Here is a 13,476-nt window from a genome sequence, read left to right on the forward strand (position 1 = left end):
CCTATATTGAAATTAAAATAACCAGCATTGACTCCGTAGCTCAGCTGGTAGAGCAGCTGACTCTTAATCAGCGGGTCGAGAGTTCGAGCCTCTCCGGGGTCACAAGATTTCTCATAATACGCTGTAAATCTATTATTTACAGCGTATTTTATTTTAGCGAGCAAGCCTACGATTTCTCTCTCCATAATCCGATGTCTTTCTTTTATCTTTGCCGCCAATTCAATTTTTCCATACAGTGATTAATGTAAATAACATATCCGTTTCATTTGGCGGAACCACTCTTTTTAGCGACGTAACCTTTTCGATAAACGAGAATGATAAGATTGCCCTTATGGGTAAAAATGGTGCAGGCAAGTCGACCATCCTAAAGATTATTGCCGATGTAGCGAAACCCACTTCAGGAAACGTATCCGGTCCCAAAGACGCGGTAATAGCGTATTTGCCACAGCATTTGCTTACTCAGGATAAAGTCACTGTTTTTGAAGAAACGATGAAGGCTTTCGAAGAGGTGAACCAAATGAAAAAAGAGCTGGATGAGTTGAATGAGCAGCTTACTATTCGTACCGATTACGATAGCGATGATTATATGAAATTGATCGAACGCATGTCGGAGGTGAGCGAGAAATTTTATTCGATTGAAGAGACTAATTACGATGCAGAGGTAGAAAAGGTACTAAAAGGCTTAGGTTTCGAACGTAAGGACTTTACCCGTCAAACCTCTGAATTTTCAGGTGGATGGCGTATGCGCATTGAGTTAGCAAAAATTCTGTTAAAGAAACCTGATCTCATCTTACTTGATGAGCCTACTAACCATATGGATATAGAAAGTATACAATGGTTGGAAGATTTCCTGATCAACTCGGCAAAGGCGGTTATGGTGATCTCGCACGATCGTGCTTTTGTAGATAACATTACCAATCGTACCATTGAGGTTACCATGGGCCGAATTTATGATTACAAAGCCAAATACAGTCATTATCTCCAGCTGCGTGCTGATCGTCGAGTACACCAATTGAAAGCTTATGAGGAGCAGCAACGTTTTATTGCAGATAACCAGGAATTTATAGATCGATTCAGGGGGACTTATTCCAAAACTTTGCAGGTGCAATCGCGTGTGAAGATGCTCGAAAAGCTCGAAATTATTGAGATCGATGAAGTAGATACTTCGGCATTGCGATTGAAATTCCCTCCTTCGCCTCGTTCCGGGCAGTATCCGGTAATGGTGGAAGAACTGACCAAAACATATGGAGATCATGTCGTGTTTGAAAAAGCATCAATGGTGATTGAACGGGGTGAAAAAATAGCTTTTGTCGGTAAAAATGGTGAAGGTAAGTCGACAATGATCAAAGCCATTATGGGCGAGATTGATTTTGCAGGCGGATTAAAAGTAGGGCACAATGCCAAGATTGGGTACTTTGCCCAAAATCAAGCGGCCTTGCTGGATGAGAACTTAACCGTATTCGAAACTATTGATCAGATTCCGTTAAGCGATGGAACGATAAAGATCAAAGACCTTTTGGGTGCCTTTATGTTTAGTGGCGATGACACCACCAAAAAAGTTAAGGTGCTTTCAGGTGGCGAGAAAACGCGTTTGGCCATGATCAAATTGCTGTTGGAACCGGTAAATGTGTTGATTCTGGATGAGCCGACGAACCATTTGGACATGAAGACGAAGGACATTATCAAGGACGCTTTGAAGGATTTTGATGGAACGCTGATTTTGGTATCCCATGATCGGGATTTCCTGGATGGGCTGGTAAACAAAGTATTCGAGTTTGGTAATAAACGTGTCCGCGAACACTTTGAAGATATCAAAGGATTCTTAGCCTACAAGAAAATGGATAGTTTAAAGGAAATTGAACAAAACTAAAAAAGGTATTTATTCTGAGGTTTGAAGAAATGCTAATCATAAAACAAAAAAGGTGAAACTACAATTTCACCTTTTTTGTCTTTAAACATTTTGTATCTACTCCTCCACAATCGTAGCGTCGGGGGCGTTTTTCTTTACTGATTCAATACCGTTATCACGACTTGACGAGCTTTCATATAATTCGCTTTTACCAATTATTTGACCATTGACAGCTTTTAGATTAAAATAGTATTTGCCATTGCTTGAGGTTTTACGATCATAATGGTCGCCGTTTGGGGCATTAGTCTTTACCGATTCAATTCCATTTTCTCTTGCCGAGGAAGAACTGTACCCTTCACTGCTCAAAATAATTTGACCATTGTCGGCTTTAAGGTTGAAATAATATTGGCCGTCATTTCCCTTTTTAGTTACAAACTTTCCCATAAAATTATGAATTGATATGGATTCAATTTACTGCTTTTTCAGTAGATAATTGTGATAGTGCTGGGCTAAGGCTGGTAAAGCAACCTTGCGAGTCGATAATGATTAATTTAGCTTATTGGCAACATTGTATATCTTCTAGTGACCAAACGTCTAGCCAATGGGTACGTTGAAAAAGAGATTTAGTGGATAAGGCTCGTGGATTACCGTAGCATTCAGTATAGCCAGGTGAGCTGAATGTTCGGAGGAAAGTGTAAAGTATAATTCGGCCAAATTTGCCCGTATTTGATTTACTGAGGGCATTTCAGCTACAAGTGCCTCCAATTTTGAAACTGATATGATCTTAATTTCTGAACGTTCAAGTGCTCGAATATTCATCTCCGAAGGACTGTTGTTTCGTAAACTCTTAAAATGAGTGATCCAATCATTTTAAAAAGCAAAATCACATACCTTTTCTTCCCCATCTTTTACAGTATAATAAAGAAAAATGCCCGACTCAACAAATGCAATGCTTTTACAATACTGACCTTCTTTTAGAAAAAAGCCGTTTTTGTCTAAGGTTTTGCGCTCAAAACAATTAATAATTTTCTCTATTTCCAGGGTATTGAAAATGTAATTATTCCCGATATAATTTTCAAGGGTTATCATTAAATCGTGACTTTAGATAAATCTAATCGAATTTAAAAATACTACTTATCCGCAATAAAGTTTTGATAGGGTGACTGGTGGAAAAATAGTAAAAGAGTTTAGGATTATGTCCGAACAACTTCTCAATACGAAAGTCCAGCGGTGAACGACAGGTTGCCATTGTCAATCCGTCCATTATTTCACACTCATTATCAGTTCTTCTGTTTGAACAGCTGTCTTATTGATGCCAGGTGCAATACCTTAATTCCCTTCAAATTCCTGAAACAAGCAAGGATTCAAAATTTTATTTTATTTCAAATCAAAAAGGGGAAAATGGATGTTGAATACACCTATATATAGTACGTTAAAGACAATTTTGCTGTAAACTCAAGGAATATTGTTAGATATTATGTAATCAAATTTTTTTAGCACAAATCATCTAACTTTGTCGTATACATATGTAATGCAAAAACCACTTAGGTTAACTTAAGTTGCGAAGATGAAAAGAAGAATTTATACGCTGTTTGTAGTAGTCCTTTCCGGATTGATTAGTTTGGCATTGATCAATTGCAGCAGAAATATAGAAGCAGAACCCAAATTGAATTATGGGTCAAATTTATTTTACCTTAAAAACACTCCAATTGATTTTGTTATTAAACCCGTTAAAAAACCGGCTATTGAAGGTAAATTCACTGCTAAACCTTGGGGATTAGTAATTAATGAAAATACTGGGGAGATCAATATTAATCAAAGCGAAACAGGATTAAAATACACTGTTACTTTTACCTCCACAGACCAACAAACGGTGCTAAAAACAGAGTTTGTAATATCTGGAATGGATTACAAGGATAGTATTTATGTGTTTACTAATAATAACCATTTAGCTAAACCGGTATTTGATGAAGATGAAAATAAAACAGCACCTTGTAATGATTCGAATAATGATGGCAATGAAGACCAAAACCAATGTGAGATAGATGACCCAGACCTGGACGATGATGGCAACCAAGATGAGCCATCGGCTAACTCGCAAGGATTGGCGATAAGTAAAGCTACCGGACAAATTGATCTAAAGCAATCATTAGAAAACGGAGCTCTGGGCAACAATCTAACTAATGGCATTTTTAAGGACTTCAAAATATATTACCGTTTAAATGATGCAAGTGACAGGGCTTTGAATAGTATTACGGTAAGAGTGTTTTATTTTGACACCATGAATGATATTCCAGCAAATTTGTTAGCAGAACTGAAAGCAAAACAATCTAATTCAACCAGTATCTTTTTTTCAAATAAAACAATTGAAAACTCTGGAGTTAAGAGTGTTGAAGGAGCTATGACAGTCAAAAAACGCCCACCTTATTTGGTCATTGTAGCCAGGTAAACGATCATAAAGATGGTTTTAATAAATTTCAAATTGTGCGATTCTCTTTCAAGGATAGTTTTATAAGATTAGGGCTAATAGTATTTTTCACCTCAACTTTTTTGATTGTTTCCGGTCAAAACAACCAGGGAGATAAGTATTATTTGAAAGCTGAAAAGTATTATAATATAATTGAACCAACATCTCAAACCGATAGTCTTGCTCTAAAAAACTATTTAAATGCAATAAAAGACTATTTAAGGGTACAAAAGGGTTATCCTCGCTTGGTAGATGCTTTTTTTAAATCAGGAACCTTGTATCAAAGTATCAATGATCAAAGAAAAGCAATAAACTCGTATCTCCAATCGATTAAGCATTCACAGAAGGTAAAAAACAGTCCAGATTCAGGGCTCTTTAAAAATTATCTATATGCAGGAAATGCATACTATATCTTAAGCAATTTTGATTCGGCTAAATATTATTTTGATCAGGCAGAAAAAATCAGTTTAAATACACGGAATATTTCTTCCCTAGATCGCCTTTATAATTCCTTAGGTGCCTTATACTATGAATCGGGTAATTATCTTCAAAGTGAAAATTACTTCGAGAAGGCTATTTCAATTATCAATAGTCAGAAAAGTATTGATAAAGATGCATTGGTTTATTTAAGTAATAATCTTGCTTCAGCTTTCAGAAAATTAGGTCATTATAATAAAGCCTTAAAGCTTTATAAAGATTTATTACCGTATGAAATAGGTTTAGCCTCCTTAAAGCAAAACATTGGACATACTTACCTCAGAATGGGGAAGAATGATAGTGCTTTAATGTATTTGTCACAGGTGAGAAGTGAAATTGATCCTGTTTCAAGAATCCGCCTTTTTAATGACTTTGCTAACGCCTATTTTAATAAAAAAGAGTATCAACAAGCTGGTTTATACTTTAATCGTGCTTTAAAAGAAAATATAACTTTTTTTGGTTTAGGTAAAAATGTGGATCGCTCATCAACCCACCTGGGCAAGAGCAGTATTCAGGAGCAACAAGGGAATTATCGAAAAGCCTTAGAAGAGTTGCAACTTGCAATCATAAATCTTACTCTTTCGTTTGAAGATAAAAACATATACACAAATCCCCCTGTAGCTAACAACGCAATTTCAGTACTTGAACTTTATCATACTTTAATAAGAAAAGCAGCTGTTTTTCGTAAACTGGGGAGCGAAACCAAGGAATTCAAAGATTTAGAGATGGCCTTGAAAACCTATCAGCTTGCCTTAGGTTTAGCAGATTATATCAGAAAAAGTTATGATTCTGACGAAGCAAAGCTGTTCTTTGGCAATGATCTTCATGAAATCTTTGAGCAGGCAATTAACACTGCTTTTGACCTGTATGATCGAGACAAAAGCAATTTTTATTTAGAAACCGCTTTTACTCTTTCTGAAATGAGTAAAGGTGCCGTTTTATATGAAAGCATTCGCAACCTGGAAATAAAAAATGTGCCCGGGGTCCCTACTCATCTCATCGAACAGGAAAAAAGAATAAAGCAGAAAATCACCCTATTAATGCTTAAACTTTCCGAATCCCAAGACACTAAAAATGGCTTAGATTTAAGAAACCAAATCAGGGATTTTGAAATAGAGTTAGGAAGAGTTCAAAAACAATTTGAGAAAAACGAAACGTATTATCATTTAAAATATAATTCCAATACAGTAAGCAGAAAAGACCTTCAATCATATCTTAAAAATGCCAATACTGCTGCAATTTCTTATTTCATGGGGAGTACAGAGCTATTCACATTTTTTTTATCTCCAGATGGATTTTCAGCCAGCCGACAACCAATTGATAACGCTTTTATAAAAGACCTTTACAGTTTTAAGAATGAATTATACGAATTGCCTGCGGGGAGTAAATACAATGGATATGCTCCTTCTTTCCGTTTATTTCAAAAGCTCGTTTATCCATTTATCAGATCGATTTCTTCCTATAAAAAGCTCCTGATTATTCCTGACGGAGAGCTGAATTATATCCCTTTTGAAGCACTAAATTCTACTCCTAAATTTGATAAATTCATTTTGCATGACTATGCAATTGCCTATGCTTATTCATTCTCTTTTCTTGGCATAAAATCTTTAAAAACCAATAACACTCAAGATCGAATTCTGGCAATGGCTCCATTTACAGATCGTTCAATTAATTCAAACATTGGTTTTTTGTATTTACCAGCATCAGGAGAAGAAATAAAAGACATCAACGGCGACCGGTATTATGGCAAGGACGCTCAAAAAAAGCTTTTCCTGAAAATAGCATCCAACTATAACATTATTCACCTGGCTACACATGCAAAAACCGACGTGAATGACCCCCTGAATGCCTTTATTTCCTTTTATCCTTATAGCCAAAATAAACAAAGTGACTTCAAGCTTTTCACCTCCGAGATCTATAACATGCGACTAAATAACCTTAAACTGGTTATTCTAAGCGCCTGCGAAACCGGCAATGGTAAACTCGTAAATGGAGAAGGAATTATGAGCCTCGCTCGGGCTTTTGCCTATGCTGGCTGTCCGAATATTATTTCTACACTATGGAACGCAAATGACGAATCATCTTCAAAGATCTCCATCTTACTACATAAGTATCTTAAAGAAGGCTATAGCGCCGAAGAGGCTCTTAGAAAAGCCAAATTGACTTATTTAAATGATCCAGAAATTGAAAGCAGATTTAGAACACCCAATTACTGGGCTAATTTTATATTCGTAGGAGAGATACAAGAATCATCAAATGATAACCTCTTAACTTATGTATCTCTGTTCTTTATGACCCTGCTTCTGATAGTGATTTTATACTGGGGGGTTAGAAAAAAAAAGGTCCAGTTTAAGGCCCAGCTGAAACAAGGGACGGTGATCATTTAAACTGGTTAATGTTACTATAAAAACACTTTTGCATTTGTTAAGCCTAAGACGAAGCTAAAATCTACTATATGCTTTTAGTTATTTCACAGCTTTATCCATAAAAAAAGGCGACTGTTTTAGTCGCCTTTTTTACCGAAATATTGTTTTAATTTTCAAACTGTACATCAGTAATAGCCTCTATATTAGCTTTTATTTTCTGATAAATAGCGGCATTTGATGTTTGACTAATAACAACTTTCCCATCAACTTTACTTGCAGCGTTTAATTCCTCTAATGTAATACCAGCCGATAATAAATCCAGTCGTAAAGTAATCAGTCCTAAGTAATCGCGATTTTCTCCTACGCTAAAATCTCCATAATCAGCGTTTATATCAAGGTCTTCATTTATAAACAACTCAACAGGAGTAGTTACACCTGTACTAGTGTAAGTACCCTTTAAAACAATTGGTGGAACAGAATGTGAATTTTTAACTTTAACTTGTATTTCAATATTCTCATACGCGCCAGGAACAATACTTACATTCCCGAAAGTATTACCAGAAGTTGCAAATGGATCCACCTTAACCAAATCATTGTACTCAAAATCTACCTTATCAACATCATTGTTTTGACCATCTGGTTCGTCTTTCTCTGCCTCAAAGACTACTTCTGATACGTTAATGTAGCCTTCGTTCCATTTGATAGATGCAGGTGTGCTTTCTGTACTTACTCCAGAAGCAGTAGTTACTGCTGGGGCACTTGTTGTTTTGATCTGATAATGAAAGGTTGCAGCACTATCTTCCTTTTTGCAAGAGATGGCAGTCAAACTGATGATTAGAAGACTTAAGCCAATTGATGAATTCAATGTACTTTTCATGTTTACTTGTTTAATGGATAGTTAAATTAATAGGTTTTGGATTTTACTATTGGTAAATACCATGAAATAAAATGTAACCGAAGAGTGGCAACATATTTATAAACAATTAATAATCAACAACAAAAGCTTAAGTGATCATACACTTAAGCTTTTATTAGTTCATTTTTTGACTTTCTCAGGAGTGTTTTAGTTGCACAATTTTGACCTTTAGTAAAAACCAATTGTTAACTTTTTCATGATATAAGTGATTCTTGTCTAAATTGATTTTTTCCAAAATTGCTAATGCTTTTTGGGGTTCATTTTTTTCCAAAAGTGCAAGAGCTAAGTAGAATTCCGCATCCTCATAAAACTGTTGTTTCCCTTCTGGATGGCTCAAGATATATTCGAAACATTGAATAGCCTTGTCGATTTTCTTTTCTTCCAAATAAGCATTTCCGGCAAGAAAATACTCCTTGGTAGCATGATTTGTTGATTGCTCGAAACTTTTTATTGTGCTATAATAATTGTTGTTTAAGTAGGCCGTTTCAATTGAATTTGAAGCATTAGTTTCGCTCCTTTCAGTGGCCAACTTGTAGGGTTTAAATTCTTCATCGTATAATTTATTGTTCGTGATTGAAAAGTACTGGTAGGCCGTAAAAGTAACGAACAGAAGGGCCACACTGGCAGCAATTCTCATCCAGTTTCTTCGCCTCGGTATCCGTAGTGGAATAATGGTGTAATCAACTGAATCATGCTGTTTTTCCAGTTTCATGGAAGTGAGTGTAGATCTTATCTCTTCCCGGAGTGCATAATTTTCTAATACAACTTGAGTAGTTGTGTATTTCTCAAGCTTGTAAGCAAATTCAATATCACTTTCCAGCTTTTTCTTGAATTCAAGCAGCTCTTTGTCTGAAAGTTCTCTATTTAAATAGCTATCAAAAAGATTTGCATTTTCTCCTTCAGGATTAATTTCCATGTCTCAACAAATTTTTAAATATCAGTTTAGTATTCTCATCCTTATTCACCAATTCACTAAGCTGTTTCATACACTTGTGTTTTTTGTTTCTTAGCACCTGCTCATTTTCATAATTTACTTTTTCAATAATCTCTTTCATAGGTAATTGATCGTAATAAAATAAGATCAATATTTTTTTACAAGTTTGGCCAAGAAGATCCATTATTGCATAAACCTGCTCTTTGGCTTCACGAGTAGCAATTGCGTAAGAAAAATCAGGATTAGTCATCTCTAGATCATTGGAATACACAGTTTCCCTAAGTAATGATCTTCCTCGCTTTTTTAGCTCATTTAGCCATAAATTCCTTGTCATGGCATACAAGTATGTTTTTACGGTAGCTTCCCCCCTAAATTTTTCTTTTCGTATCAAGTCAATAAAAGCTACCAGAACTTCCTGAAAAATATCTTCTGCGTCTTCCTGCATGCCATTGTTTGCACAAATAAAGTTTGCTGTATACTGAAAATATCGTTTGTACAAGTACCTTATCGTAGCCTCTGATTTTTTTTTGTTTTTTATAAGCTCAACCAGTTCTTTATCTGTATGATCAATTAATTCATCTTTCATTTCCATAGAATACATGACTTAGTAAATGACAAGGAGTACATTGTAACCTATTTTCTTTATTTTTCATTACAATAAATGGGAATGGATTAGGAATGTCCAATGCTATAGACTTTTAGCAAAGTGGTACTAAAACTAATTTAAATGACAGAAAGTAACTAACAAGGTGGAGCTTAGCTCATAACTAGCATAGTTCCAATCATGTTACTCTCCGGTGTCTTTAAATATAAGGCCTTTCTTATTGACCTTCTTTTAGAAAAAAGTCGTTTTTGGGATTTTGCTATCAAAACAATAAACTATTTTCTCTATTTCCTGGACTTTGAATCTGTAATTATTCTTAGTATAATTTTCAAGGGTTATCATTAAACATGCTATGGGTAAACAGTATTAAGCTTAAAAATAATATTTATCGCCAATATAGTACTGGTAGGCAGATTAGGAACTTATAATCAGCCCTGCCCAATCCAGGATTTGAAACCACCAAAAATCAATCAGCCTAAAACATTCCTACACGTTAAAAAAATCTTACAATAAAAAACAAAATTTCTTTAATTACCTGATTAATATCAATTTATACCTAAATAACACTCCATACTTTTGCAGCCTCATTTAAATCACTGTAAATAAAGAATTTACAAAACGCTCAACTAATGGCTGCAGGTTATCACGCTCCGCAAGAAATTACAGAATATGCCTTACAGGTAGGCATTAAAAAAGCGAACACCGATTCTGTTAAAATCTTAATCCTGGGTTTTATGGGAGGGATTTTTCTGGGTCTGGCCGGACATGGCACCATGGTAGTGGCCCAACAGTTTCCTGACTCGCTCGGCTTTGCACGTCTGTTAAGTGGTATCATTTTCCCGGTAGGACTTATTACCATCCTTTTGGCTGGGGCCGACCTATTTACAGGCAATTGCCTTATCATGATTTCAGTCCTTGACGGCAAAACTAAATGGAGCGCATTCCTTAAAAATCTTTCTCTTGCTTATATCGGCAATTTATTAGGCTCATTGCTAGTAGTCTTCAGCCTTTATTATCTAAACCAGGTAAATCATGCAGATGGTTCGTATGGTGCATATGCCATAAAAGCAGCCGCTTACAAATCTAATCTGACGTTCTCTTCAGCAACATTATCAGGCATTTTTGCCAACCTGCTGGTATGTGCAGGTGTATGGTTATGCTACGGAGCTAAAGATCTCACCGGCAAAATATTCGGAACATTCTTTCCAATTTATTTATTCATCATTTTAGGTTTGGAACACGTTATAGCTAACATGTATTACATTCCTATGGGATTGCTTTGTAAAAACGATCCTGCATTTGTTGCCGAGGCCATGAGCAAATGGCATGTAACTCCTGAAAAACTATCGCATTTAACCCTAAGCAATGCCATTTTCAACAATTTTATCCCTGTTACTATTGGCAACTTTATAGGAGGCGCAATCTTATTGGGAGGCGTATCCTGGTTTATGTACTTGAGAAAAGAGAAGAATCCCGCCGGCGTTATTTATCTAAGAAATGAGCATAAAACAATGGCTCCAAATGAAAAAATAAGCTAAAAGCTAATTAAATAAATCCTAATCAAAATAACTCTTAATAAAATAGATCATGAAAACAGTAGTCCCGTTTAAAACAGGTAAATGGACCAGTGGAATCAATCCTTACGATTTCGTTGTACAAAACCTTAGTCCCTATGAAGGTGATGCTTCTTTTCTGGTAGGCCCCACTGAAAAAACCATTCGATTATGGGAAGCCGCTAAAGAAGCCTTGCTTGAGGAACGCAAAAATAACGGTTGCCGTGATATAGATACAGAAACCATTTCAACCATGACGGCATTCCGTCCTGGATACATCCAAAAAGATGACGAGGTGATTGTCGGCTTGCAAACGGATGTGCTTTTAAAACGTGCCATGAAACCTTTTGGGGGCATCAAACTGGTTGAAAATGCTGTTGCCGAACGCGGATTAAAGGTTTCTGACCGTGTGATCGATATTTTCAATTATGCCAACGACCACAATCAGTCTGTCTTTAATGCTTATGATGCGGAAATAAAAACCTACCGATCGAACCACGTTTTAACCGGTTTGCCCGACAACTATGCGCGAGGCCGTATCATTGCCGATTTCCGCCGCCTGGCTCTTTATGGTGCCAATGCGTTAATCGCTGCAAAAAAAGCTGATTTCACAGCGGTTAGCGGTGCAATGGATGATTCAAAAGTGCGTTTACGTGAAGAAATCACCCAGCAGATAAATGCATTAAATGACATGATTAAAATGGCTGCAGAATACGGGTACGATGTATCTCGTCCTGCCGAAAATGCGCATGAAGCCATTCAATGGACCTATTTTGCTTACCTGGCTGCAGTGAAAGAACAAGATGGTGCCGCCATGTCATTGGGAAATACCTCTTCTTTCCTTGATATTTATATTGAACATGATATAGAAGAAGGCCTGATCACCGAAGCCGAAGCACAAGAATTGATCGACCAATTTGTAATGAAATTACGTTTGGTTCGTCACTTGCGCCCAGGAGCTTATGATGAGATCTTTGGTGGTGACCCAACATGGGTAACCGAGTCAATTGGTGGACAAATGGCCGATGGACGAACCAAGGTTACCAAAACATCTTTCCGTTTCTTACAAACTTTATATAACCTCGGCCCGGCTCCTGAACCTAACCTGACTGTACTATGGTCGGAGCACTTGCCGGAAGGTTTCAAAAAATTCTGCGCACAAGTTTCGATCGACACTTCTTCGGTTCAATACGAAAACGATGATCTAATGCGCGAAGTACGTGAGTATGACGACTACGGCATTGCATGTTGCGTTTCGTACCAGCCAATCGGTAAACGCATTCAGCACTTTGGCGCCCGCGCTAACTTGCCGAAGGCTTTATTAATTGCCTTGAACGCAGGCCGTGAAGAATCACATGGTAAACTGATCGTTAACGATGTTCCTGCTGTTGCAGAAGGCCCGTTGAACTACGAAAAGGTAATGGATAACTTCAAAAAAGTGCTTTCAGAACTGGCCAGGGTATATGCCAAGTCAATGTATATCATTCATTACATGCATGATAAATATTACTATGAAAGAGCACAAATGGCATTGATCGATACGAATCCGGGCATTGACATTGCCTATGGCGCCGCAGGTATCTCTATTATCGCCGACTCATTCGCAGCGATCAAATATGCTAAAGTTACCCCTGTTCGCAATGACCAAGGCCTCACTACTGATTTCGAAATAGAAGGAGAATATCCTCAATTTGGTAATGACGATGACCGCGTGGATAACATTGCTAAAGAAATCACAAAGTTCTTTATCAGCGAATTGCGCAAACATAACGCTTATAAACACGCAGAGCCTACTCTATCGCTGCTGACCATTACATCTAACGTGATGTATGGCAGAAATACAGGAGCTACTCCAGATGGCCGTAAAGCGGGTGAATCATTTGCTCCGGGAGCCAATCCAATGCATGGACGTGATAAAACCGGTGCTATTGCCTCACTGAATTCGGTAAGTAAACTGGAATACGCGGATGCACAGGATGGTATCTCCAACACCTTCTCTATGGTGCCTGCATCATTGGGAGCGACCAAGGAAGACCAAGTAAAAAACCTGGTGACAACCATGAACGGTTACTTTGAAAGAGGTGCCCATCATTTAAATGTGAACGTGCTCAACCGCGAAACGTTGATGGATGCTTACAACAACCCTGATAATTATCCGCAATTAACGATTCGTGTATCGGGTTATGCTGTAAACTTTGTACGTCTTTCAAAAGCGCATCAACTGGAAGTAATTGCGCGTACGTTCCACGAAAGCATGTAATACATTAAACCAAATAAATAAGAATCCCTGCCGGGCAAACTGGCAGGGAT

General features: G+C 37.1%; 11 protein-coding genes and 1 tRNA gene. 6 read left to right on the forward strand and 6 right to left on the reverse strand.

The features are described from left to right. Positions 1 to 29: 29 nt before the first annotated feature. Positions 30 to 102: transfer RNA gene (locus tag NF867_RS06955), tRNA-Lys, on the forward strand. A 133-nt stretch (positions 103 to 235) separates the two neighbouring features. Further along, positions 236 to 1,870 carry an ABC-F family ATP-binding cassette domain-containing protein gene (locus NF867_RS06960; protein WP_252587078.1) on the forward strand — a complete coding sequence of 545 codons (1,635 nt, stop codon included), beginning with the start codon at positions 236 to 238 and terminating at the stop codon, positions 1,868 to 1,870. 96 nt (positions 1,871 to 1,966) lie between these two features. Here NF867_RS06960 and NF867_RS06965 read toward each other — a convergent pair whose 3' ends face one another. From NF867_RS06965 to NF867_RS06975, 3 genes are all read right to left on the reverse strand, one after another. Next, entirely contained in the window at positions 1,967 to 2,293 is a 327-nt protein-coding gene (locus NF867_RS06965; protein WP_252587079.1) for a YegP family protein, read from the reverse strand. Positions 2,294 to 2,443: 150 nt separating this feature from the next. Then, positions 2,444 to 2,668 carry a hypothetical protein gene (locus NF867_RS06970; RefSeq protein WP_252587080.1) on the reverse strand — a complete coding sequence of 75 codons (225 nt, stop codon included), beginning with the start codon at positions 2,666 to 2,668 and terminating at the stop codon, positions 2,444 to 2,446. 51 nt (positions 2,669 to 2,719) lie between these two features. Beyond that, on the reverse strand, positions 2,720 to 2,938 hold the full coding sequence (locus tag NF867_RS06975) for a cyclic nucleotide-binding domain-containing protein (protein WP_252587081.1): 219 nt from the start codon (positions 2,936 to 2,938) through the stop codon (positions 2,720 to 2,722). A gap of 478 nt (positions 2,939 to 3,416) precedes the next feature. Between NF867_RS06975 and NF867_RS06980 the strand changes: the two genes are divergently transcribed. Together NF867_RS06980 and NF867_RS06985 are read left to right on the forward strand one after the other, a co-directional pair. Then, positions 3,417 to 4,298 carry a hypothetical protein gene (locus NF867_RS06980; protein ID WP_252587082.1) on the forward strand — a complete coding sequence of 294 codons (882 nt, stop codon included), beginning with the start codon at positions 3,417 to 3,419 and terminating at the stop codon, positions 4,296 to 4,298. A gap of 101 nt (positions 4,299 to 4,399) precedes the next feature. Next, on the forward strand, positions 4,400 to 7,180 hold the full coding sequence (locus NF867_RS06985) for a CHAT domain-containing protein (RefSeq protein ID WP_252587083.1): 2,781 nt from the start codon (positions 4,400 to 4,402) through the stop codon (positions 7,178 to 7,180). A 145-nt stretch (positions 7,181 to 7,325) separates the two neighbouring features. Here NF867_RS06985 and NF867_RS06990 read toward each other — a convergent pair whose 3' ends face one another. The 3 genes from NF867_RS06990 to NF867_RS07000 form a co-directional block, all read right to left on the reverse strand. Beyond that, positions 7,326 to 8,036: a hypothetical protein gene (locus tag NF867_RS06990; RefSeq protein WP_252587084.1), complete on the reverse strand. Its 711-nt coding sequence runs from the start codon at positions 8,034 to 8,036 to the stop codon at positions 7,326 to 7,328. 175 nt (positions 8,037 to 8,211) lie between these two features. Continuing rightward, a complete protein-coding gene (locus NF867_RS06995; protein WP_252587085.1) occupies positions 8,212 to 8,991 on the reverse strand; it encodes a tetratricopeptide repeat protein in 780 nt (259 codons plus the stop codon). Further along, positions 8,981 to 9,601 carry an RNA polymerase sigma factor gene (locus NF867_RS07000; RefSeq protein WP_252587086.1) on the reverse strand — a complete coding sequence of 207 codons (621 nt, stop codon included), beginning with the start codon at positions 9,599 to 9,601 and terminating at the stop codon, positions 8,981 to 8,983. Before NF867_RS07000 ends, NF867_RS06995 begins: the two co-directional genes overlap by 11 nt. A gap of 641 nt (positions 9,602 to 10,242) precedes the next feature. On the opposite strand from NF867_RS07000, the gene NF867_RS07005 reads away from it, so the two are divergent. Both NF867_RS07005 and pflB read left to right on the forward strand, forming a co-directional pair. Continuing rightward, positions 10,243 to 11,151 (forward strand): formate/nitrite transporter family protein, encoded by a 909-nt coding sequence (locus tag NF867_RS07005; protein ID WP_252587087.1) that lies wholly within the window; start codon positions 10,243 to 10,245, stop codon positions 11,149 to 11,151. 49 nt (positions 11,152 to 11,200) lie between these two features. Further along, positions 11,201 to 13,426, forward strand: a complete 2,226-nt coding sequence (pflB, locus tag NF867_RS07010; RefSeq protein WP_252587088.1) for a formate C-acetyltransferase — start codon at positions 11,201 to 11,203, stop codon at positions 13,424 to 13,426. The last annotated feature ends 50 nt before the right edge of the window (positions 13,427 to 13,476 follow it).

Origin of the sequence: Solitalea agri (assembly GCF_023914155.1) — a bacterium.
Lineage (GTDB): Bacteria > Bacteroidota > Bacteroidia > Sphingobacteriales > Sphingobacteriaceae > Solitalea > Solitalea agri.